24 protein-coding genes are annotated in these 21,992 nt (G+C 74.0%); 6 read left to right on the top strand and 18 right to left on the bottom strand.

The annotated features are described in order from the left end of the window. The first annotated feature begins 358 nt into the window (after nt 1-358). Nucleotides 359-1,621 (top strand): transcriptional regulator, encoded by a 1,263-nt coding sequence (locus ACRB68_RS15055; protein WP_194293391.1) that lies wholly within the window; start codon nt 359-361, stop codon nt 1,619-1,621. 58 nt (nt 1,622-1,679) lie between these two features. Here the strand turns inward: ACRB68_RS15055 and hisC are convergent, their stop codons facing one another. From hisC to ACRB68_RS15075, 4 genes are all read right to left on the bottom strand, one after another. Then, on the bottom strand, nt 1,680-2,759 hold the full coding sequence (gene hisC, locus ACRB68_RS15060; RefSeq protein ID WP_328594233.1) for a histidinol-phosphate transaminase: 1,080 nt from the start codon (nt 2,757-2,759) through the stop codon (nt 1,680-1,682). A gap of 38 nt (nt 2,760-2,797) precedes the next feature. Further along, the gene (locus ACRB68_RS15065; protein WP_194293319.1) at nt 2,798-3,073 is read right to left on the bottom strand and encodes a DUF6401 family natural product biosynthesis protein; all 276 of its coding nucleotides are present in this window, start codon (nt 3,071-3,073) and stop codon (nt 2,798-2,800) included. 167 nt (nt 3,074-3,240) lie between these two features. Next, nucleotides 3,241-4,437, bottom strand: coding sequence for an MFS transporter (locus tag ACRB68_RS15070; protein WP_153533094.1), 1,197 nt, complete (start codon nt 4,435-4,437; stop codon nt 3,241-3,243). A 44-nt stretch (nt 4,438-4,481) separates the two neighbouring features. Next, nucleotides 4,482-4,952, bottom strand: a complete 471-nt coding sequence (locus ACRB68_RS15075) for an RrF2 family transcriptional regulator (RefSeq protein WP_153533095.1) — start codon at nt 4,950-4,952, stop codon at nt 4,482-4,484. A 216-nt stretch (nt 4,953-5,168) separates the two neighbouring features. Here ACRB68_RS15075 and ACRB68_RS15080 point away from each other — a divergent pair, with 216 nt between their 5' ends. Continuing rightward, nucleotides 5,169-6,035 (top strand): NAD(P)H-binding protein, encoded by an 867-nt coding sequence (locus ACRB68_RS15080; RefSeq protein ID WP_153533096.1) that lies wholly within the window; start codon nt 5,169-5,171, stop codon nt 6,033-6,035. A 107-nt stretch (nt 6,036-6,142) separates the two neighbouring features. On the opposite strand, the gene ACRB68_RS15085 is transcribed toward ACRB68_RS15080, so the two are convergent. Further along, nucleotides 6,143-6,589 (bottom strand): MarR family winged helix-turn-helix transcriptional regulator, encoded by a 447-nt coding sequence (locus ACRB68_RS15085; protein ID WP_153533097.1) that lies wholly within the window; start codon nt 6,587-6,589, stop codon nt 6,143-6,145. Between the two features lie 43 nt (nt 6,590-6,632). Here ACRB68_RS15085 and ACRB68_RS15090 point away from each other — a divergent pair, with 43 nt between their 5' ends. Continuing rightward, a complete protein-coding gene (locus tag ACRB68_RS15090) occupies nt 6,633-7,535 on the top strand; it encodes an LLM class flavin-dependent oxidoreductase (protein ID WP_153533098.1) in 903 nt (300 codons plus the stop codon). Between the two features lie 2 nt (nt 7,536-7,537). Here ACRB68_RS15090 and ACRB68_RS15095 read toward each other — a convergent pair whose 3' ends face one another. Next, nucleotides 7,538-8,314: a MerR family transcriptional regulator gene (locus ACRB68_RS15095; protein WP_153533099.1), complete on the bottom strand. Its 777-nt coding sequence runs from the start codon at nt 8,312-8,314 to the stop codon at nt 7,538-7,540. Nucleotides 8,315-8,427: 113 nt separating this feature from the next. Between ACRB68_RS15095 and ACRB68_RS15100 the strand changes: the two genes are divergently transcribed. Next, a complete protein-coding gene (locus ACRB68_RS15100; protein ID WP_235959391.1) occupies nt 8,428-8,973 on the top strand; it encodes an SCP2 sterol-binding domain-containing protein in 546 nt (181 codons plus the stop codon). A gap of 131 nt (nt 8,974-9,104) precedes the next feature. Beyond that, nucleotides 9,105-9,497 (top strand): hypothetical protein, encoded by a 393-nt coding sequence (locus tag ACRB68_RS15105; protein WP_153533100.1) that lies wholly within the window; start codon nt 9,105-9,107, stop codon nt 9,495-9,497. 4 nt (nt 9,498-9,501) lie between these two features. Here ACRB68_RS15105 and ACRB68_RS15110 read toward each other — a convergent pair whose 3' ends face one another. The 8 genes from ACRB68_RS15110 to phoA form a co-directional block, all read right to left on the bottom strand. Further along, nucleotides 9,502-10,557 carry a hypothetical protein gene (locus ACRB68_RS15110; protein WP_153533101.1) on the bottom strand — a complete coding sequence of 352 codons (1,056 nt, stop codon included), beginning with the start codon at nt 10,555-10,557 and terminating at the stop codon, nt 9,502-9,504. A 108-nt stretch (nt 10,558-10,665) separates the two neighbouring features. Continuing rightward, complete coding sequence (locus ACRB68_RS42475; RefSeq protein ID WP_153533102.1) at nt 10,666-11,286, bottom strand: DUF4189 domain-containing protein; 621 nt, start codon at nt 11,284-11,286, stop codon at nt 10,666-10,668. A gap of 246 nt (nt 11,287-11,532) precedes the next feature. Further along, nucleotides 11,533-12,207, bottom strand: coding sequence for an NUDIX hydrolase (locus ACRB68_RS15120; protein ID WP_153533103.1), 675 nt, complete (start codon nt 12,205-12,207; stop codon nt 11,533-11,535). Nucleotides 12,208-12,271: 64 nt separating this feature from the next. Then, a complete protein-coding gene (locus tag ACRB68_RS15125) occupies nt 12,272-13,606 on the bottom strand; it encodes a flotillin family protein (RefSeq protein ID WP_153533104.1) in 1,335 nt (444 codons plus the stop codon). 72 nt (nt 13,607-13,678) lie between these two features. After that, nucleotides 13,679-13,879 (bottom strand): hypothetical protein, encoded by a 201-nt coding sequence (locus tag ACRB68_RS15130; RefSeq protein WP_153533105.1) that lies wholly within the window; start codon nt 13,877-13,879, stop codon nt 13,679-13,681. 70 nt (nt 13,880-13,949) lie between these two features. Beyond that, nucleotides 13,950-14,648 (bottom strand): hypothetical protein, encoded by a 699-nt coding sequence (locus ACRB68_RS15135; protein ID WP_153533106.1) that lies wholly within the window; start codon nt 14,646-14,648, stop codon nt 13,950-13,952. Between the two features lie 76 nt (nt 14,649-14,724). Further along, entirely contained in the window at nt 14,725-15,399 is a 675-nt protein-coding gene (locus ACRB68_RS15140) for a lysophospholipid acyltransferase family protein (RefSeq protein WP_328594236.1), read from the bottom strand. 358 nt (nt 15,400-15,757) lie between these two features. Next, nucleotides 15,758-17,116, bottom strand: a complete 1,359-nt coding sequence (phoA, locus tag ACRB68_RS15145; RefSeq protein ID WP_328594237.1) for an alkaline phosphatase — start codon at nt 17,114-17,116, stop codon at nt 15,758-15,760. Nucleotides 17,117-17,318: 202 nt separating this feature from the next. On the opposite strand from phoA, the gene ACRB68_RS15150 reads away from it, so the two are divergent. Beyond that, nucleotides 17,319-17,666, top strand: a complete 348-nt coding sequence (locus ACRB68_RS15150) for an STAS domain-containing protein (RefSeq protein ID WP_153533107.1) — start codon at nt 17,319-17,321, stop codon at nt 17,664-17,666. Here ACRB68_RS15150 and ACRB68_RS15155 read toward each other — a convergent pair. Genes ACRB68_RS15155 through ACRB68_RS15170 form a run of 4 tightly spaced genes read right to left on the bottom strand, consistent with a single transcriptional unit; the run spans nt 17,663 to nt 21,981 of the window. Beyond that, nucleotides 17,663-18,478, bottom strand: coding sequence for a glutamate ABC transporter substrate-binding protein (locus ACRB68_RS15155; protein ID WP_153533108.1), 816 nt, complete (start codon nt 18,476-18,478; stop codon nt 17,663-17,665). The two genes, ACRB68_RS15150 and ACRB68_RS15155, sit on opposite strands and share 4 nt — an antisense overlap. A gap of 14 nt (nt 18,479-18,492) precedes the next feature. Then, on the bottom strand, nt 18,493-19,986 hold the full coding sequence (locus ACRB68_RS15160; RefSeq protein ID WP_235959393.1) for a hypothetical protein: 1,494 nt from the start codon (nt 19,984-19,986) through the stop codon (nt 18,493-18,495). Beyond that, nucleotides 19,983-20,669 carry an FHA domain-containing protein gene (locus tag ACRB68_RS15165; protein ID WP_153533109.1) on the bottom strand — a complete coding sequence of 229 codons (687 nt, stop codon included), beginning with the start codon at nt 20,667-20,669 and terminating at the stop codon, nt 19,983-19,985. The genes ACRB68_RS15160 and ACRB68_RS15165 overlap by 4 nt, the downstream gene beginning before the upstream one ends. Before the next feature lie 4 nt (nt 20,670-20,673). Beyond that, the gene (locus ACRB68_RS15170; RefSeq protein WP_153533110.1) at nt 20,674-21,981 is read right to left on the bottom strand and encodes a VWA domain-containing protein; all 1,308 of its coding nucleotides are present in this window, start codon (nt 21,979-21,981) and stop codon (nt 20,674-20,676) included. Between the last annotated feature and the right edge of the window lie 11 nt (nt 21,982-21,992).

Here is a 21,992-nt window from a genome sequence, read left to right on the forward strand (position 1 = left end):
AATGGTGACAAATTACTGACCAAGGGGTCGCGTAGGTTACTTTTTCGCCGCACTCTTGATTCGATTTCGCGTCTGGGCGTCACACGCGGTCGCCCCGACCCGATCTGCCCACTGAGGAACGAATCGCACGGGAACTGCGGTGCTGGGTCAGAAGGCAGGGGCGACAAGCCATGAGTCAACCGTTGGGCGGAGCGTGGGCGAACGCATGGCCGGACCGGGGCCACCGAACCGGACCGGATCGGCTCCCCTCGCGCGCGGGGAAATGCCCCGGGCGGGAAGCGAGCGATCGACGATGACGGTGCCCAGAGCGGGGGCGGTGACACCCGACCTCACGATCGGCGTCGTGGGCCCGCATGACCTGGTGGAACGGGTCATGCTGATGGGCCACGGCCCGACGCCGGTGCCGAGCCGGCTGGTGGCCGCCGCATACCGAGACGAACAGGAGGCCGCAGACAAGGTCGTACGGCTGGGCGGCGGGGTGGACGTGTGCCTGTTCGCCAGCCCGGTCCCCTACGACTTCGCCCGCAAGGCCGGCGTGCTCACCATGCCCGCCACCTATGTGCCGCTGAACGGCGCCGCCCTGCAGGGCGCGCTGCTGCGGGCGTCGCTGGACGAGCGCTTCGACCCGGGCCGGGTCAGCATCGACGTGCTCGGGCGGGCCGAGGTCGAGGAGGCCTACTCCGAGATCAACCTCGGCACCGAGCAGGTGCACCTGCGCGAGGAGGCGGCCGGTCCCGGCACGCTCGCGGCCTTCCACGAGCGGCTGTGGCGGCGCGGCGCGACCACGGTCGCGATGACGTGCGTGCACGCCACCGCCGAGCGGATGGAGCTGGCCGGCGTGCCGACCATCCGGGTGCGCCCGACCGGCGCCGCGATCCGCAGCTCGCTGCAGACCGCGGCCCTGCTCGGCGCCCACCACCGGCTGGAGGAGTCCCAGCTCGTCGTGGTGCTGGTGGACGTGCCGACGCTGCGGGAGACCCCGCGGCGCGTCACCCCCCGCTACTGGCGCGACGAGCTGAAGCTGGCGCTGCACCGGGTGCTGCTGCAGGAGGCGCACCGGATGAACGCCTCGGTGTGGCCGCTGGACGACCACAGCTACCTGGTCATCGCGACCCGGGGCTCGGTCACCGGCGTCACCGAGGGGTTCCGCACGCCGCCGTTCGTGGAGCGGGTCCGCGAGGAGCTCGGGCTGGCCATCGAGGTCGGCATCGGCATGGGCCGCACCGCGCACGAGGCCGAGTCGCACGCGCGCGCGGCGCTCGCCCGCTCGCAGAGCTCGCAGCGGGCGCAGGGCTTCGCGCTGGACCGCGATGGCCGGGCGCTGGTGCCCGCGCCGCGCCAGCCGCCGCGGGCGCAGCCGCCGACCAAGCCGAAGGGCCTGGAGATCCTGGCGCGCCTGGCCGACAAGCTCGGCGACCAGGACCAGCCGCTGATCGTGGACGCGGAGAACGCGGGCAAGATGCTCGGCGTCACCCCGCGCACCGCGCGGCGGCTGCTGCGCACGCTGGTGGAGGAGGGGCTGGCCTGGCCGCTGCCCCCGAACCGGACGCCGCAGCCGGGCCGGCCGCGGCAGCTGTACCGGCTGATCGTGGAGAAGCTCGGCCCGAAGGCGGGCGCCTGATCGCGGGTGGCCGGGGGCGCGTCCCCCGGCCCCCGCGCTCGCCGGCCGGGCGCCGGCGCTAGCCGCGGTGCGGGAACGCCTGCGCGACGGCCAGGAAGGCGTCGTTCTCCTCGGGCGTGCCGATCGACACCCGCGCGCCCTCGCCCGGGAACGGCCGGACGCTGACGCCCTCGGCCTCGCACGCGGCGGCGAACTGCGCGGTCCGCTCGCCGAGCCGCAGCCAGACGAAGTTGGCCTCGGTCGGCGGGACCGTCCAGCCGTCCGCGAGCAGCGCGCCGCGGACCCGGTCGCGCTCCTTGACGGTGCCCTCGACGCGCTCCAGCAGCTCCCCGGCGGCGGCGAGCGAGGCCACCCCGGCGGCCTGCGCGATCGAGTTGACGCTGAACGGCAGGTAGGTCTTGCGGATCGCCCCGGCGACCTCGGGGTGCCCGACCAGGAACCCGACGCGCAGGCCGGCCAGGCCGTAGGCCTTGGAGAACGTCCGCAGCACCACCAGGTTCGGGCGGCCCTCCAGCAGCTCCAGGCCGTTGACGACGTCGGCGTCGCGCACGTACTCGCGGTACGCCTCGTCCAGCACCACCAGGCAGTCGGCGGGCACCCGGTCCAGGAACGCCTCCAGCTCGGCGCGCCGGACGACCGTGCCGGTCGGGTTGTTGGGGTTGCACACGAAGATCAGCCGGGTGTTCGCGGTGATCGCGTCCGCCATCGCGGCCAGGTCGTGCGCCTCGTCCACCAGCGGCACCTGCACCGAGGCGGCCCCCGACAGCGCCACCAGCAGCGGGTAGGCCTCGAACGAGCGCCAGGCGTACAGGATCTCGGCGTCCGGCTCGGCGACGGCCTCCAGCAGCATCTGGGAGACCCCGACCGACCCGCAGCCGACCGCGACCTGCTCCGGCGCCACCCCGAACTCGGCGGCGATCGCCTCGGTCAGCGCGGTCGCGTTGTTGTCGGGGTAGCGGTTGATGTTCCGCGCCGCCTCGTTGATCGCCTCCTGCACCGAGGGCAGCGGCCCGTGCGGCGACTCGTTGGACGACAGCTTGAACGAGCGGCCCGCGGGCGACATCACGGCCCTGCCGGGCTTGTAGGCCGCGAACCGGTCGAGCACGGAGCGGAAGCGGGGGGTGGTTGCCTCGGACACCGTTGTCCTCCAAATATGACGAGGTGGTGAGCCGTAGCCTACTGAGCGGCGCCCTGCCGCATCATCCAGCAGACCGCCACGATCCGGACGAACTCCCAGTCCCGGGTGCTGTCCGGCCACCAGCCGCGCTGGAAGGCCTCCTCGGCGAAGCCGTGCAGGTAGCCCATCAGCGCCTCGGTGCCGGGCTCGGGGAACAGGTCGCGCAGCGCGGCCACGTGCTGGTCCACCGCCGCCGCGAGGCCGGGCGTGGTCGCCATCTCGGCGACGCCGGCGTCGCCGATGTCGCGCACCAGCAGCCCCAGCTCTTCGGACAAATCACCACTCATAGGACAAAAAACTAGCAACGCCCCGGCCATGCCCTCTTCACCGGAACCCCCGGCCCGGACCCGGCCGATTCCGCCGCAGCCCCGTCCCGCGCGCCGATCCGGGGCACCGGGGCGGCCCTCAAGTCTTTACCTGGAATTCCGCGTCGCCGGGCCTGTCACCGGTACCGGCGGGTGAGGCCGAGGTAGGCGAGGCTGAGCACCGCCAGCCCGGCGCAGGCCGCCAGGGCCGCCGGCACGCCGACGGGCAGGAGGAGCCCGCCGAGACCGGTGCCGAGGGCGATGCCGAGGTAGAGGGCCGAGGCGTTCAGGCCGACGACCACCGGCGTCTCCCGCGGGGCCGCGGAGATCAGCCGGACCTGCTGGGCGGGCGTCTGGAACCACGTGCCGGCGCCCCAGGCCACCATCAGCAGACCGGCCAGCGGCAACCGGTGCACGTGCGCGCCGGCCGCCCAGGCGGTCGCGGCGAGCGTCACGGCGAGCGCCGTGTACCCGGCCGCCAGGACGCGGACGGGCCCGTACCGGTCGACCGCGGCGCCGGCCGCCAGGTTGCCGGCCACCGCGCCCGCGCCGTACAGGAAGAGCAGCCACATCTCCGCGCCGCCTTCGGCACCGAGCGCGTGCAGGATGGGGACGGCGTAGGCGTACAGCCCGTAGCTGGCGGCCAGGCCGAGCACGGTCAGCGGCAGCACCGCCACCACGCCGGGGAGGCGGAGGGCGTTCAGCCGCGCGCGCAGGGGGACGCGGGGGCCGCCGGGGAGCACCGGCATGACGGCGAACACGCCCGCCGCGCAGAGCGCGCAGAGCGCCGCGACCAGGCCGAGCGCGGCCCGCCAGTCCAGCAGCCGGCCGGCCAGGTTGCCGAGCGGCACCCCGAGCGCCGTCGCGACGGTCAGGCCGCCGATGACCACGGCGAGCGCGCGGCCCCGCTGCGCAGGCGCGACCAGCGAGGCGGCGACGGCGCCCGCGCTCGGGGTGAAGGCGGCGGCGCCGAACGCGGCCAGGACCCGGGTGGCCATCAGCACCGGGAAGCTCGGTGCCAGCGCCGAGCCCAGGTTCGCGGCCGCGAGCAGCACCAGCGCGCCCACCAGCAGGGCCCGGCGCGGAATCCGGGTGGTGGCGGTGGCGAGGACGGGCGCGAGCACGGCGTAGGCGACGGCGAAGGCCGTCGCGCTCTGCCCCGCCGCCCCCTCCGACACCCGCAGCGAGTCCGCCATGGCGGGCAGGAATCCGGCCACCACGTAGGCGTCGGTGCCGACGGCGAAGGTGCCGAGCGCCAGCACGGCGGTCGAGCCGAGGCCGCGCGCCGCGGGCGCGGCGGGGGCCGCGGCCGTCTTGACCGGGATATTGGACATCCCCATTTCCTTCCTGACTGGGCCCGCACGCGGGCCGGCCTGTTTCAGCCGCCCAGGCGGGCGTAGTTGCGGCGGGCGCGTTCGGCCGACGCCGGGGAGCCGGCCATCAGGTCGGCGACGGTCTGCGCGGCCAGTTCACGCCGCCAGGCCAGTTCGGCCCGGCGCATCGCGGCGGCGATCCCGCACGGGCCGTCGAAGCGGGCCCCGACGGCCCCGGCGCCGCGCTGCCGGATCTCCTCGCAGCGGAAGAACTCCTCGCCGCCCTCCAGCGCGGCCACGACGTCCATCAGGGTGATCCGCTCCGGCGGCCGCGCCAGGGCGAAGCCGCCCCGCGCGCCGGGCGTGGAGGTCAGGATCCCGGCCCGGGCCAGCGCCTGCAGGCGCTTCTTCAGGTACTCCTGTGGCAGGTCGAACCAGGCGGCGAGCCTGCGGATCGACACCGGGCCCTCGCCCTCCAGCCAGCCGAGCGTGACGCAGCAGTGCAGCCCCCACTCGACCCCTTCACCCAGTCGCATGAACAGGGATCTTAGATATCCCCTTTCCCGGCCGCAACCCGACCCGCGGGGGCGGGGCGCACGGCCGCGGCGGGCCGGAGAATTTTTTTTCCGCACCCTCCGGCCCCTTTCTCGCGCGTTTATGCAGGTGAGCGAAATACATGAACATCGCATTCACGTTTGCCTTCGCCGCACGCTCGGCACAGAATGCGGGCTCACCAATTCAAGGAGGACGTGATGACCATTCTGGTGACCGGGGCCACCGGGAACATCGGACGGCTCGTCGTCGAGGGGCTCCTGGAGGCCGGCGCATCGGTGCGGGCCGTGACCCGCTTCCCGGAGACGGCCGGACTGCCCGCGAAAGCCGAGGTCGTGCACGGTGACCTGACCCGGCCGGACACGCTGGCGGAGGCGCTGCGGGGGGTCGAGGCGGTCTATCTGTTCCCCGTCGCCGCGACGGCCGGGGAAGTGGTCGGGCTCATCGAGGCGGCCGGCGCGGAACGCGTGGTCACCCTGTCGTCGGGGGCCGTGGAGGGAGGTTACGACACCGATTTCCATTTGCCCGTCGAGCAGGCCGTGGAGGCGTCCGGAATGGCGTGGACGCATGTGCGGCCGGGTGAATTCATGCTGAACAAGCTGTGGCTGTGGGGGCCGTCCATCCGGGCCGAGCGGACGGTCCGCGAGCCGTCGCCGGACGCGCTCTGGTGCCCCGTGCACGAGCGCGACATCGCCGAGGTGGCCGTCGCGGCGCTCACCGAGGACGGCCACGCGGGCGCCGCGTACCCGCTGAACGGCCCGCAGGCGCTCTCCCTGCGCGACCAGGCGCGGGAGATCGCCGCCGCGCTCGGCGAGGACGTCCGGTTCGAGCGGGTCACCCCGCAGGAGGCGCGCGAGCTGTACCGGCGGCAGGGCGGGTTCGCGGCGGCCAACGCCGACTTCCTGCTGGGCTTCACCGACTACGGCGGGGCGGAGACGACCCCCGGCGAGGCGGACGGGCTGGACGCGTCGATGCTCGCCGACCTGCCGACCGCCGCGGCGGTGACCGGCCGGCCCGCCCGGACCTTCGCCGCCTGGGCCCGGGAGCACGCCGGCGATTTCCGCTGACCCGCTCTTAAAGTTCGTACCACGAACAAGTATTGTTCGTGGTACGAACCATTAGGGACGGGAGGGCGGGGGCATGACCTGCACGGCCGCGGTCACCGGTCCGGCGCCTACTCGAACACCTCGGGCACCTTGTTCTCCAGCACCACCCGGCCGAGCAGGGCGGCGAGGGCCGCCCGGTCCGCCTCGCCGAGGCCCGCGGTCAGGTCCTCGATCCGGCGGCAGGTCTCGGCGTAGAACCGCTCGGCCACCCCGGCGCCCGCGGGGGTGAGCGCGATCCGGACGGCGCGCCCGTCCGCCGGGTCGGGCTCGCGCCGCACCAGGCCGCGCCGGGCGGTGCGGTCCACCAGGCCGGTGAGGCTCGACTTGGCCAGCCGGAGCATCCCGCCGAGCTCGCCCATGCCGTACGGCTGCGCCATCAGCACGCAGAGCAGCTGGCCCTGCTGCGGGGTGATCCCGTGCTCGCGGCCCGACTCGGCGTACACCGCGTCCACCAGGAACGAGGAGCGCACCAGCGCGGCGACGACCCCCATCGGCCCGTTCTCGGCTCTTCCCATGCGGCCACAGTACATTCGCAGTACGAACTAAGAAGGTGCGGAAATGAACCAGCCCCTGTTCGGCGTGAGCGTCAGCACCGCGGTCGAGGCGGCACGGGAGTCGCTGCGGCTCGCGACCCTGGCGGACCGGGACGGGCTCGACCTCGTCACCGTCTCCGACCACCCCTACTACGGCGGCCGGCTGGACGCCTACTCCATCCTCGGCGTCGTCCTCGGCGCGACCTCCTCCATCACCGGCGTCGTGAGCGTCTCCAACCTGCCGACCCGCCCCGCGCCCATGCTGGCGCGCGCGGTCACCTCGCTGTCGGCGCTGTCCGGCGGCCGGATCGTACTCGGGCTCGGCGTCGGCGGCCTGTGGGACGACATCGCCCGGATGGGCGTGGAGAGGCTCGGCCCCGGCGCCGCGGTCCGCGCGTTCGAGGAGGCGATCACCCTGGTCCGGGAGCTGTCCGGCGGCGGCGGGCCGATGACCTTCGACGGCGAGTTCTACCAGGTGGACGCCCTGGAGCCGGCGCCGGTCCCGGCGGCGCCGGTCTGGACGGGCTCGGTCGGCCCGAAGTCGCTGGCCGTCACCGGCCGGCTCGCCGACGGCTGGTTCCCCGGGCACGCCGCGGACTGGCTGAGCGAGCGGTACCGCACGTCCCGCCCGGTCATCGACGAGGCCGCGCTGGCCGCGGGCCGCGACCCCGCGGACGTCGCCACCGTCTACAACCTGCCCGGGGAGATCACCGAAGCGCCGCTCGCCGCGCCCCGGGACCGGGAGGGCCGGTGGCGGGGCGGCTCGGTGGAGCAGTGGACCGAGGAGCTCACCGGCGCGGTGCTGGAGCACGGCGCGTCCGGCTTCGTGTACTTCGCCCCGGGCGGGCGGGCGCCGGACGAGGCCGCCCTCGGCCGCTGGGCGCGGGAGATCGTCCCGGCCGTCCGCGCGGCCGTCGCCGCGGGCTGAGGTCAGCGGGCGCCGGACCGCCGGGCGATCTCGGTGATCTGCTCGCTGGTGCGGGCCTGGATCTCGGCCTGCATGGCGCGGGCCAGGAGCGCCCGCACCGCCGCCTCGCTGAGCGGGCGGAGCCGCCGGATCAGCCCGGCGACCTCGGGCAGGTCCTGCCGGACCGCGTTGTGCGAGGAGTCGTCCAGCTTGCCCTGGTCGACGGCGAGCTGGACGAAGCGCCCGGCGATGTCCCGGCAGCCGGCGTCGGTCTTCTCGGCGATCTCGAACACGGTCGTCAGCGGGACGCCGGCGGCCACCAGCTCGGCGCCGACCTGCAGCAGGGCCGGGCTGGGGACCGTGTAGTGGTCGCCGTCGCGCTCGACGAAGCCGAGCTCCTCGGCGCGCCGCAGCGTCCACCGCAGGTAGCCGGCGGGCAGCGCGTCCAGCTCCCGCGGCGTCATGCCGGGGAAGAACATCGCGGTCAGCCGGGGGCCGTCGATCCGCCCGGGCGCCTCCTGCGACCACGGGTCGGTGAGGGCCTTCTCCACGCCGAGCAGGTCGGCCAGGTCGTGCCCGCTCTCCCAGGCGGTGATCAGCTCGGCGATCGTGGCGATGGTGTGGCCGCGCTCCTGGAGCTGGTGGATCAGCCGCAGCCGGGCCAGGTGGGTCTCGTCGTAGAGGGAGACCCGGCCCTCGCGCCGCGGCGGGTGCAGCACCCCGCGCTCCCGGAAAGCCCGCACGTGCCGGGAGGTGGTCCCCGCGGCGTGCGCCAGCTCGTCGATGCGGTAGGTCGCCATGCCCGTCTTTTTATCACCGGGCGCTCTTGACGGTGCCGCGACGACGCCCGCAAACTGTGGCCCTCAAGTCAATGTGCCATAGATTTACGGCACAGTCGCGGATGGAGAACCCGATGACCGATCCGACCGTCCTGCGGGAGACCGACGACCTGCCGACACTGCTCGCCCACCTGAAGGGCGTGGACATGACGAGCCTCCTGGAGCAGGCCGACCCGGCCGACCTGCGGCGGCTCACCACGTCCATCAGCACCCCCGGCGAGCTGCGCGACCTGCTCGCCCTCGCCGGCGACGACGCCACGATCACCGCGTTCATCGCCAAGGGCGGCGTCGAGGCGATGCTGGACCAGGTGTTCGGCCTGATGCCCACCCGGCTGCTGCCCGAGAAGATCGGCGCCGACGGCGGCACGGTGGAGTGGCACATCGGCACCCCCGACGGCGAGAAGACCTACCACCTCACCATCGCCGACGGCACCGCGACCGGCACCCGGGGCGCCGCCGACCGGGCCCGCACCACGCTGACGATGTCGGCGCCCGACCTGCTCCGCCTCTGCGCGGGCACCCTGGACGGCGTCGCCGCCTTCATGACCCAGAAGATCAAGCTGTCCGGCGACATGCTGTTCGGCGCCAAGCTCGCCTCCGCCTTCGACACCACCGCCTGAGCCACCCCCTGGCGCGGGGGAACGCGTTTCCCCCGCGCCGGCTCCGGCGGCCGAGGTGTTTTTCCCGGCTGTGCCGGCCGCCGGGATCTTCTAGGGTGCGATGGACGAATGATCTACATGGGAGGTCCACCGTGCGCCGGTTCGCGACCGTGTCCGCCATGGCCCTGCTCGCCGGGGCCGTCCCGCTGATGTCCGCCCCCGCCGAGGCGGCGGTCTGGCACTCCTTCAAGGCCTCCCCGGTGAAGGGCGGCGCGGCCGGCGGGAAATGGGCGCGGGACAGGTCCAAGATCACCGTGCGGATCTGCGCCAAGGACACCGGGCGCGACGGGCTCGCCGCGATCGCCGTCCTGCGGGTCGCCGAGAAGAAGCGCACGAAGGAGCTGTTCGGCGCCTCCGCCGGCGGCTACGGCAAGGTGCGGTGCCGCACGGTGACCTCGAAGATGAACGACCACCTGTGGGTGCGGGTCCTGACCGGCAACGAGGGAGGCCCGGCCCGCATCGGCACGTGGCAGAAGCTCGCCTGACCCGTCAGGGGTTCTCCCGCAAGGTGAGGCCGAAGAAGTCGACGTGGTAGCCGTCGATGGACTGGGCGTGGTCGACCAGGCTGAGGCCCTGCGGGGACTCGATGCCGAAGGCCTTGGCCGTCTCGACCAGCAGCCCGGCCAAGCGGAGGCCGTCCACCTCGCCCAGGCGGTGCGGGCCCGAGTGGTAGGCGACGCGCGTGAACTCGTCGTGCTCGTGGGACGGCGGCGCGTCGGCGGTCGCCGTCCAGCCGAGCGAGGGCAGGTCGTACTTCGCCAGGTCCACGTCCTCCTGCTCGAAGACCGCCAGCTCCAGCGTGTCGGCGTCGCAGGCCAGGTGGAACACCCAGGGGCCGTACGTGCCCGGGATGAGGGCGTGCATCGCGAGCGACAGCTCGATGCCGAGGGCCCGGACCTCCGCCGGAAGGCTCCGCAGGAAGCAGGTCAGCGTGGTGTGGAAGACCTCCCAGTCGTCGGTCCGCCACATGCCGGGGATGCTGAGGCCGCCGTTCGCGGCGCTGCGGTCGGTGCCGAAGAAGCCGTCCAGGGCGTAGGCCTCACCGTGGCGCTGGCGCCAGAACCAGTTCTCGGTCGGATCGGTCGGGAACAGCACCAGTTCCGGGCCGGCCTCGCCCGCCTGCAGTTCCAGCGAGTCGGGGTGGCCGCGCCAGCGCCGGAACGGGGCGCCCCACCGGGGCGTGCTGTCATAGAACGTGCTGAGACCGCCGTACGAGCCCATGATCGGGGAGGGGCCGAGGGCCGCGGTCAGCTCGTGGGCGGCGCGCCGGAAGGCGTCGGCCTTGACGGCCGGGTCCGCCGCCACGGCGATCGGCACGTAGAGGCCGACGTACTCCTCGCCGCGGACGTGGTCGCTCTCGTACTTGCCGACGGGCCGGAGCCGGGCGTCACCGGAGGGCAGGCCCGTGCGCACGACGTCGCCCGCCCGCTCCCAGCCGAGGCCGGCCACGAGCCGCCCCACCCCGTCCTCGCGCCACCCGCCCGTGTCGGCCGCCCGCAGCCGCCGCGCCAGGTCCACCAGATCGTCTCCGCCGAGCACCGGCATCCCGCCCTTTCATGATCGAGTGGGACAAGCCTGCCACGCGCCACCGACGAAATCGCCGTGGCCGCCCCCGGTCGTCCACGGAGCGGCCACGTGCGCTGCGGAACGTTCCTACCGCGTGGTGCACACCCAGGAGATCCAGCGGCCGCCGCCCGCGTTGGAGATCGCGTTCCGCTGGGCCGCCTCCTTCGTCGCGCCGCTGCCGCCCCAGTACCGGTTGGTCCTGGAGTTGAACGCGACCGCGCCGCAGCCGTTGACGAACGTGGTGAGGACCTTGCACCCGGAGGCGGGGCACTCGTTCAGCGCCCGCCGCTTGGCGCCGGCCTCGGTGTCGTAGTCCCAGGCCTTGCCGACGGCGCCGTTGCTCGCCACGGCGATCGCCCCGTAGTTGCGCGGCGGCGGCGAGTACGTGCTGTCCGGGGTGGACGGCGTCGAACTGGGCAGCGTCGGCGGGCTGTACGTGGGCGGGCTGTAGGTCGGGACGTCCGGGATCGTGGGCCGCGTGATCGCCGTCGGCCGCGACGAGCCGCTGGAGCCGAGCAGCAGCACCGCGAGGACGCCGCCGCCGATCAGTACCACGAAGACCGCGACGAGCACGATGATGAGGGCCGCCGGGTTGCCGTTCGGCGGCCGCGGGGGGCCGGGCGGCCCCCAGCCGGGCGGGCCGGGCGGACCGGGCGGCGGCCCGTACGAAGGTGGTGGGCCACCATGCGGCGGCTGCGGAGGTTGCACTGTGACCGCTCCCGGGATGCGTCGATTTCCGGAAGATCATAGCGACCCCGGCTGACGAGAAATGGCGACAATCTACTACTTTTCACCCCCACTTGCCGCATCCGCCACTCCACCCCCTGAAGCCCGCCTCAATCAACGCCCGCACCACCGGACCCGCCCCGCCGGACGGCACACCGAAGCCACGCCGCCGCACATCGCCAGGAGTAGCGCATCCGGGGCCTGAAGCGGCTTGGGTTCCGGGAGGGGTCAGCGGCCGGGGCGGAGCATGGGGGGGCGGAGCTGCTCGGCGTCGCCGCGGGTGTACAGGCGGGCGGGGCGGCCGCCGTCGCGGGTCGTGGTGCGGCCCGTCGGGATCAGGAAGCGGTCGGCGCCGGTGACCTTGCGGTGGAAGTTGCGGGGGTCCAGCGCGGTGCCCCAGACGATCTCGTAGACGCGGCGCAGCTCGGCGACGGTGAACTCGGGCGGGCAGAACGCGGCGGCGAGGGAGGTGTACTCCAGCTTCGCGCGGGCCCGCTCCACGCCGTCGCAGAGGATGCGGCGGTGGTCGAAGGCGGCGCGGTCGCGGTGGATGAGGTCGTCCACCGCGGCCCACAGGACCTGGGCGCGGCTGGAGGCGGGCAGGTCCGGGGCCAGGCCGAGGTAGGCGACGCTGACGACGCGCTGGCGCGGGTCGCGGTCGGGGTAGCCGTAGGTGGCCAGCTGCTCCAGGTGGATGCGCACGTCGGCGAGGCCGGCCCGCTCGGCCATCAGCCGGGACGCGGCGGCGGGCAGGTCCTCGTCGAGCTGGATGAAGCCGCCCGGCAGCGACCAGGCGCCGTCGTAGGGGGCCCGGTCGCGCCGCCACATCAGGGCGGAAAGGCGCTGCTCCCGCACGGTGAGGACGACCAGGTCGACGGTGACGGCGAGGCGGGGCACGGGCATGGCATGAACGTTAATCGTTCCCGGGACCCGCGCGGGCCGTTCCGCCCGCGCGGGCCCCGCCGGTTCACTCGGGCCTCGGCTCCGCGGCCGGGACGGCGGCCGGGGCGGGGGCGGCGCCGTTGCCGCCGTTGCCGTTCATGCCGGCCAGCAGCGAGCGCGCCACGCCGAGCCCGGTGCCGCCGAGGGTGAGGGCCTTGGCGAGCATGTCCTCCACGCCGTCGGCGCCGTTCAGCACCACCATGTTGTCGACGTTGCCGAACACCTTCGCGCCGGCCTCGACGATCTGCGGCCACTGCTCGGCGAGCTGCTGGGCGATGACCGCCTCCTGGTTGTGCGCCAGGGCCTCGGCGCGGGCCTTGATCGCCTCGGCCTCGGCCAGGCCCTTCTGCCGGATCGCGTCGGCCTTGGCCTCGCCGATCAGCCGGGTCGCCTCGGCCTCGCGGGTGGCCTTCAGCTGGACCTCCTGCGCGGCGGCCTGGGCGTAGGCGATGCGCTCCTCGCGCTCGGCCTCGGCCAGCTTGACCTGCTCGTACGCGCGCGCGTCGGCGGGCTTGCGGATCTCGCTCTCCAGCCGCTTCTCGGTGCGCTCGGCCTCCAGCTCGGCGTTGCGGGTCTCGCGCAGGATGACCTCCTGGCGGGCGAGCGCGGCGGCCTGGTCGACCTGGCCCTTGTACTCGGCCCGCTTGATCTGGGTGTCGCGGATGACGGCGGCGTTCTCGCGCTCGGCGTGCTGCTCGGCGACGGTCGCCTCCTGGTTGCGGGCGGCCTCGGCGATGCGGGCGGCGGCCGCGACGGCGGCGGCGTCGGGCCGGCCGAGCGCGTCGATGTAGCCGCTGTCGTCCTCGATCTCCTGGATCTGCAGCGAGTCGACGATCAGGCCGAGCTTGCCCATCTCGTCGGCCGAGGAGGTGCGCACCTGGTTGGTGAGCTCCTCGCGGTTGTGGATGAGGTCCTCGACGGTCAGGTGGCCGATGATCGAGCGCAGGTGCCCGGCGAACAGCTGGTGGGTCTTGTCGTCCATCAGCTTCTGCTGGTCCAGGAAGCGGCGGGCGGCGTTGGCGATGGAGGTGAAGTCGTCCCCGACCTTGTAGATCACCACGCCGCGCACGTGCACCTTGATGCCCTGCCGGGTGACGCAGTTGACGTCCAGGTCGGAGGCGCGGGTGTCCAGGGACAGCCGGCGGCAGGTCTGGAAGCCCGGCAGCACCGAGACGCCCTTGCCGGTGACGATCTTGAAGCCGAGGGACTCGGCGGTGTCGCGGTTGTGCGCCTTGGCGCCCAGCCCGGAGATGATCAGTGCTTCGTTCGGTTCGGCGACGCGCCAGATCATCTTGAAGATGATCACCAGCGCGATCACGGCGGCGACGGCGATGATCGCCACGGTGGCGGTGAGCGGCATCGCGCTCCTCCCAGGGACGGCGGATCCGGTACCGGATAGACGCCCTGGAGCGGCGAACGGTTCGCCGCGCGGTCAGGCCAGTGCGGGCGCCACGTAGACGGTGCGCGGCGGGTGGTACTCGACCACCACGATGATGGCGCCGACCTGGATCTCCTCGCGCGGGTCGACCGGGTGCGCGTAGAAGGCCTCGGTGCCGCCGCGGACCGCGATGATGACCTCGCCGGTGCGGCCCGGGCCGATCCTGCCGGTGACCCGGCCCTCCTTGCCGATCAAGCCGACCCCCTGCCGTCCCCTGCCGTGGAGGCCACGCTATCTCGCCGCGCGGCCGTCCGGCGAGCGCCGGTCAGGGCAGGATGCGGCGGGCCTGCTCGATGGCCTGGCCGGCGAGGCCCTCGGCCTCCTCGCGGGTGGCGTTCGGCCCGTACAGGCTGATCGTCACCAGGTGGCGGCGGCCGCGCGCCACCACGTACCAGGTCTTGGTGTTGGACCCGCCGGTGGTGCTGACCACGCCGACGGTGCGCGACCCCTCGCCGAGGGTGCCCGGCGGCGGCTCCATCACCTCGTGCTCGGACCAGGTCGCGCCGACCAGGGTGCGGAAGGTCTGGCAGCCGGCCGGGACGCGCGCCTTGACCTGCCGTTCGGCGGCGTCGTCGGGCAGCGCCAGCAGCGTCTCGGTGAGGCTGCTGCCGCCCTTCTTGGCGAAGGTGGCGATCGCGGCGGGCACGGAGCGGTCCAGGGCGCCGCCGGGACGGGCCGCCGCGCAGCGCGGCTTGTCCAGCTTCACCTGCCGCTGGAGCTGGTCGAAGTTCTGGATGGCGGCGAGCGTCCCGTACTCGCCCGAGTCGGGGTCGCCGGCGCGCCGGTAGCCGGAGGGTTCGGTGAGCAGCGCCTGCTCGAGCTGGTCGGAGGTGTAGCCGGCGCCGGCGAGCGCGGCGCGGCCGGCCGCCTGTGCGGGCGGGCCCTGGTCCGCGCCGCCGCCGCACCCGGCCGTGGTCGCGGCCGCCGCGGCGAGCAGCGCGATCGGGAGGAGCCTGTGCGTCATGCCGCGAGCCTATGGCGGGCCGGTGCCACGGCGGGCAAGGGGACACGCCGCCGGCCCGTGTGTTCAGCCCGCGTGTTCAGCCGGTGTGGTCGGCGCGCTCGTTGTAGGAGCCGGCGTACTCCTGGCCCGACAGCTTGCCGATCGCCGTCACGATCTCGTCGGTGATCGCGCGCCGGGCCTTGGCCGCGGGCAGGTCGCGGTACTGCGCGAAGTCCAGCGGCGCGCCGATCCGCACGGCCGGGCGGGGCGCGAACGGCCGCGGCCAGCCGGCGCCGATCGGCTGGATCTTCTCGGTGCCGGCCAGGCCGACCGGCAGCACCCGGGCGCCGGAGGCGAGCACCAGCCAGCCGACGCCGGTGCGGCCGCGGTAGAGCCGGCCGTCGCGGGAGCGGGTGCCCTCGGGGTAGATCGCGAAGGCGCCGCCGTCGTCCAGGATGCCGACGGCCTGCTCCAACGCGCCCATCGCGGCGCGCTGCGCGCCGCGCTGCACCGGGACGTGGCCGAGCGAGGTCATGAACCAGCGGACGAACCGGCCCTTCAGCCCGCCGCCCTCGAAGTAGTCGGCCTTGGCGATGTAGGTGACGGGCCGCGGGATCGACAGCGGGATGATGAAGCTGTCGATGAACGACAGGTGGTTGCTGGCCACGATGAGCGGTCCGTCCGGCGGGACGTTCTCGGCGCCCTCCACCCGGGGACGGAAGAGCACCCGCAGGATCGGCGCGACCACCCGGGACATGAACGTGTAGAGCACCCAGCCCTCCAGAATTCGGCACCGCCGACTGTAGCGGCTTTACTCGGACGCGCCGGAATCAGCGCCCCGATTTTCCCCTGCGGGAATGTATCACCGCTGCTCAGTGGCATGGTATGCGCGGCATTCCAGTGAACCGGGCGGGCCGTCGGAAACCCGGCAATTGGACGGACGATCCAATCCGCCCGCCCTTTTCTACTGTTTAGTAAGTTTCCCGGGAGTAGCTTTTCCCGCCGTTCCCCGCCCGGGCCGCCGGGCGCGAACGGGACGGGCCGGCCGGATCGCCGTCGTGGGACGGCGGATCCGGCCGGCCCGTCTCTCCTGCCGGTCAGCGGGTTCGCGCGGTGGCCCCGCGCGCCGTTCAGCGTGCGCCGAGCGCGCGCCGCAGGGTGCGGAACAGGTCGGTCTGGTCGGTCACGCCGACCACGTTGGCCGCCTGCGGGCCGCGCGCGGCGATCCGCACCTCGGTGCCGGTGTGCTCCTGCGACTCGCCGGCCGGGTTGGTGGCGTAGTTGATCTTCATCTGGGCGTTGTCGGCCGTGACCAGCGTGGCGGTCTGGCCGGGGCTCTTGGCGTCCAGCGGGATGATCTGGCTGGTGTGGCCGTGGTCGGCGGTGGTCACCACCAGGGTGCCGGGGTGCCGGCGGGCGTACTCCTGCGCGACGCGGACGGCGTTGTCGAACTCGACGGTCTCGCCGATCTGGCCGCACGGGTCGGCGGCGTGGTCGCGCTTGTCGATCGAGGCGCCCTCGATCTGCAGGAAGAAGCCCTTGCGCTTGGACCGGGTCTGCGCGTCCAGCGCGTCGATGGCCTTGGTGGCCATCTGGGACAGGTGCGGGCCGCTGAACTGGGTGTTCGGGGCGCACTTGGCCGGGTCGGTGCCGCCGACCTTGGCGGCCGGACCGGTCCACTCCTGCGGCATGTTGCCGTCGGCGAACAGCCCGAGCAGCCGCTGACCCGGCTTGGCCGCGGCCAGCCCGGCCGCGTCGGTGACGACGTTGTAGCCGGCCGCCTTGGCCTGGTCCACGACCGTCTTGCCCTGGAACGGCCCGGCCTTGACGGTCTGGGCGAACCGGGCCCGGCCGCCGCCGAGGTACAGGTCGGCGCCGGTCTGGATCTGCTGCTCGGCGATCGACCCCTGGCCGCCGTTCTCCTTGGCGTTGGCGGGGCAGTTCTTCATGTCGGCCGGGCCCTGGCAGCCGCGGTCGGTCACGTGCGCGGCGAGCACGGCCGGGGTGGCGTCGGTCAGCTCGGCCGTGGTCACGTCGCCGGTGCGGAAGCCGGCCTGCTTGGCCAGCTCCAGGATGGTGCGCTGCGGCTTGCCGTCCGGGGTGACCGAGATGGCGCCGTTGTAGGTCTTGTGGCCGGTCGCCCAGCCCGAGCCGCTGGCGGCCGAGTCGGTCACGTACTCCGGCAGCGACGGGTTCGCCTTCTGCACGGCGTAGGTGGTGTACGCGCCGGTCAGCGGCAGCGTGTCCATGTTCAGCCGGCCCGCCGCGCCCTTGGCGTAGTTGCGCGCGATGGTGATCTCCGAGTCGCCCATGCCGTCCCCGATGAGCAGGATGACGTTGCGCGCCTTGCCTCCGTGGATCGCCTCCCGCACCTGGTGCGTGCGGTCGCCGTCGCCGGCGCCGGCCAGGCCGGTGCCGAGGACCGAGACGGCCACCCCGGCGGTGAGCGTGATAGCGGCGAGGCGCCGCGTCCGTGCAGCCGAAGTCACCGGCTGACCTCCCCATTCAGGTCGTTCGTGAGCAGGGATAGATAACAGGGGCAAAATGGCCTATACCCCCGCACCGGATGGCGTCCCGGTGAACACCGCCCCACCCGCGGGACACCTCCCGCTCCCGGCGGGCGCTTGGCAGGCGGCGGCCGGTGGGCGATGCTGAGGACTCGGTGACCGAGCCGGGGGGCAAGGTGGACCCATGGACTTCGACATCAGCCTGCTGCACCACGACAGCTGCACCCTGCTGCGCATCCAGGGGGAGATCGACGTGGTCTCCCGGGCGCGGTTCGAGGAGTCGATGCTCGGCGTGCTGGACGCCGGGCAGGCGATGATCGTGGACATGCGGCAGGTGACGTTCTGCGACTCGACCGGCCTGAACGCCATCGTGTCGGCCAACCGGCGGGCGGCCGAGCGGGACGTGCCGATCGCGCTCGTCGCGCCGCCGCCGCGGGTGGAGCGCGTCTTCCACATCACCGGGATCGACCAGTACGTCCCGGTCTACGGGTCGGTGCGCGAGGCGATCGGCTCCTTCGGCACCCCGCCTTAGGAGCAGCCCTCGAACTGCGGGACGCTGGTCGTCACCTCCAGCCCGGCCTTGGCGAACCACTTGTTCAGCAGCGCCGCGGCCGTGCCGTCCTGGTACATCTCGGTGAGCGCGCGGTTGACGGCCTCGCAGCCCGCCAGGTCGCCCTTGCGCAGGCCGACGCCGTACTTCTCGTCGGTGAACGGGGCGTTGACGATCTTGGCGCCGCCGCGCGCGGCCAGGCCGGCCAGGATCAGGTCGTCGGTGGAGATCGCGTCGACCTGCCCGGACGTCAGCCGGTCCATGCAGGCGCCGTAGGTCGGGGTGTCGACCGGGACGGCGGCGACCTTGCGCTCCTCGGTGACCCGCTTCCAGGAGTTGGACCCGGTGACCGCGCAGATCCGGCGGCCCTTCAGGTCGCGCACGTTGCGGATGCCGGTCTCGTCGTCGCGGACCAGGATGGCCTGGTGCGCGACGTAGTACGGGCCGCCGTAGGTGACCTGCGTCTTGCGCTTCGCGGTGATCGAGTAGGTCGCGAAGACCAGGTCGACGGCGCCCGACTGCAGCGCCTGCTCGCGCGCCGACGACGGGGTGGTGCGGAACCTCAGCCGGGACGGCGGCACCCCCAGCCGGCCGGCCACATAGGTCGCCACGTCCACGTCGAAGCCCTGGTAGCGGCCGTCGGGCCCCTTCAGGCCGAGGCCGGGCTGGTCGGCCTTCACCCCGATCACCAGCGAGCGTTTGTGCACGACCGACCCGGCGTCGGCGCTCTCCAGGGCGCAGCCCGCGCTGGAGAGCGCGAGCAGCAGCGCGGCGGCGGCGCGGGAGAGGCGCATGGTCACTCCTTGGGTCAGCGGAACTCGGCGAGCCGGGGGCGGACGCCGGCCAGGATCAGGGCGGCGATGACGAGCGCGGCGCCGAGCGGCAGCCACTTCCAGCCGCGCAGCCCGCCGTCGCCGGCCGCGATGGCGGCGTCGAAGCCGCGCCGGTGCGTCTCGCTCAGCGAGACCAGCGCCCGGTCGTAGTCGTCGAACGCGCGGATCGCGCCGCCCGGCCCGGTGCCCATCCGCAGCCGGATCGCGCCGGCCCGGTCGCCGCGGCCGGCCAGCTCGCGCATCCGCCGGTCGTTCTGCTGGACGGCCAGGTAGGCGCGCAGCGTCTGCCCGAGCGCGTCGGACGCCGCGCCCGCCGGCCTGACCTGGTGCGCCTCGTCGCCGAAGAAGCCGAGGAAGCGGGCCCGGCCGGGCGTGAACCCGCGCACGTCCCGGTCCAGCGTGGCGTAGTAGGTCTCCAGGTTGACCGGCTTGCCCTGCCCGGGGTCGACGTACAGGACCGCCAGGGCCTTGTCGAGGTAGGTCTGCTCGTAGGTGTCGGCCCGGTCGGGGTCCAGCAGGTAGCGGCTTTCGTCGGCGAACGCGCTGTGGCTGATCGCGCGGGCCCGCGACAGCGACAGCACCGAGTCGAACCCGTCCCGCTTGGCCACCCGCAGGTGCTCGGCCTGCGCCGACAGCTGGGCGAACGCCGCGACGGCCAGCACCAGCGTCAGCAGCGTCGCGAGCGCGAGGCCGGGGTTCACCGTCCGCCGGAAGCCGCGCGCCAGGTACAGCTGCGCGACGGCGAGCGCGGCCAGCACGAGCACCGCGGTGAGCACCACCCACGCGCGGCCGGACAGGACCGCCGCGCGCTTGCTCTCGTAGGACTGGCGGACGGTCGCGCCGCTGTCCAGCGTCAGGTTGTAGGCCTTCGGCAGCAGCTCCAGCTTCATCAGGTCGGTGGCCTGCCGGTAGACCCTCAGCACGTTGCCGGGCGGCGGCCCGGCGGCGTGCCCGGACTGGTCGTTCAGCAGCATCGCCTCGCCGGCGAGCTGCTCGTACCGGCCGAGCCCGTTCAGCACGTCGCGCACGTTCTGCTGCCGCTTGGCGTCCTGCCCGGCCAGCTGCGCGGCCTGCACCGCGGCCTGCGCGGCGGCGTCGCGGCGCTGCTCGTAGCGGCGCAGCGACTCGTCGTGGCCGATGCCGAGGCCGTGGTCGCGGCCGATCAGCAGCACGTCGGCGACCTGGGCGTCCATGTCGCTGAGCGCGAAGTACAGCGCGCCGGTCGCCACGACCTGCGGGCCGGCGTCGTGGCCCATCGTCTGCACGCCCTGGCGGGCGTTGCCGACCGCCACGGTGAGCACGATGCCCATCAGCGCCAGCAGCGCGAGCAGCAGCGCGACGGACGCGCGGATGCGGCCGGGGATCGTCTTCAGCCAGCGGCCGCGCGCGAACGTGCGCAGCCGGCCGCGGCGCCGCGCGGGCGGGCCGGGCCGCGCGGCGGGCACCGGCGGCTGCCGCGTCGTCGTCATGAGGAGCCCTCCCCGTGGTGGTGCAGCGTGATGGTGGTCCAGGCGCCGACGTGCACGCGGTCGCCGGGGGCGAGGGGGACCGGGGTGTTCGGCGGGATCGGCGCCGGGTCGTCGTTGACGGTGGTGCCGTTGACCGACCCGGCGTCCACGATGGTCCAGCCGCCGCCGGGGACGGCGACCAGCGCGGCGTGGGTGTGCGAGACGCCGGGGTCGCCGGGCGGGACGGCCAGGTCGATCTCGGGCAGCAGCCCGCGCGCGACGCTGCGGCGGCCGATGCGGACCTTGTCGCCGAGCAGCGGGACGCGGCGGTCGGGGCAGTTCTCGGGGAAGGCCAGGGTGGCGGCGTCGGGGCCCTCCTGCGCCAGCACCGCCGCGTGGTAGGCGCGGTCGGCGGTGATCAGCACGGACCAGCCGGTGAGCGCCGGGGGCGGGCCGGGCGGCGCCTCCGCGGGCTCGGGCGCGGGCGCCGTGCCGAGCTCGAAGTCGTACCCGTCCTCCTCGCAGAACCGGCCCGAGCGCGCCGCGCCGCACGTCGGGCAGGTCTCGGCCCGCTCCGGCGCGGCGGGCGCGGGCGCGGCACGGGGGGCGTCCAGGTCGGCGCGCGCCGCGCCGTCCATCAGGTCGCCGCACACGTCGCAGTAGTCGGGGTCGTCGGACGGATGGCCGTTCGGGCAGGTCGCCATGGCCTCAGCTCCCGGGTTCGGGCGCGGCGCCGCCGGGGCGGGTCCGCACGGTCCGGACCGACCGGGTGTCCAGCGACATCTCGTCGGCCTTGCTCACGTCCTTCTTCAGCCGGACGGTGCCGGACTCCTCGTCGATCACGTCGACGACCTTGTGCAGCAGCCCGGCGATCTGCGCGTTGCCGACCTGGCGGGCGAGCGCGACGGCGCGGCCGAGGCGGGCGGTGGCGGCGTCCTCGTCGCCGCCGCGGCGGGCCGCCAGGCCCTCCTGGATCGCCTCGGCCAGCTCCGACTGGCCGGTGTGGTGCGCGACACGGGCGTTGATGCGGGTGGACTTGTCCTCGTCCTCGGTCCACTCGGCCAGGACGTTGCCGCCGGCGAGCACCGCGTCGCCGGGCCCGAGCAGCCTCACCCAGGAGGCGCGCATCTGCCGGCCGACGTCGCCGGGCGGCACCTGCACGCACAGGTGGTACTCGCGGGCCTCCTCGCCCCACGCGCCGAGCGGGTAGTCGCCGGTCTGCGCGCCGGAGGCCACGCGCTTGCCGGTGAGGTCGTCCACGGCCGGCACCATCTGCTTGAGGAACCGCAGCCTGGCGTGCTGCGGCGTCCACACCCGCAGCCGGACGTCGGCGACCTCCTTGCCCATCGCGTGCTCGGCCAGGCCGCGCAGGTGCCCCTCCAGCCGGGCCGGCTCGGGCACGTCCCAGAACCCGCCGAGCAGCGCCGTGGTGATCTTGCGCAGCTCGGCGACCTCCCAGTCGGTGCCGACGCCGAGCGCGTCGCAGGTGAACGCGCCCTCGCAGCGGGCCAGCGCGGCGTCCAGCTCGGCGGGCTCCTCGTGCTGGTTCTTGCCGTCGGTGAGCAGGATCGCGTGCCGGACGGCGCCGCGCCGCTCCTCGGCGAGCCGGGCCGCGAGCCGCAGCCACGACCCGATCGCGGTGCCGCCGGCCGCCTCCAGGGCGCCGATCGCCTTGCGCGCGGCGCGGCGCGTCCGGTCGTTCATCACGACGAGCCGCTCGCCCTGCGGGTAGACCATGCGCGGCTGGTTGGCGCCCGACACGACCGCGAAGTGCACGCCGTCGCGCAGCACGTCGACCGCGGCCTTGGCGGCGCGGATCGCCGCCGCCATCTTCCCCGAGTAGGCCATCGAGCCCGAGGTGTCGATGACGATGATCTCAGCGGCGTCCGTGGTGCGAGCGCCGCCGGTGGCGCCGCCGGTCGCGCGGACGGTCACGATCGCGTGCATCTCCTGCCCGCCGGCCGGCAGGTAGGGGTTCTGGTCGATGTCGACGGTGAACTCGGGCAGGTCGCTCATCTGCGGGTCTC

Source organism: Actinomadura macrotermitis, assembly GCF_009604375.1.
In the GTDB taxonomy this organism is placed as follows: Bacteria; Actinomycetota; Actinomycetes; order Streptosporangiales; family Streptosporangiaceae; genus Spirillospora; species Spirillospora macrotermitis.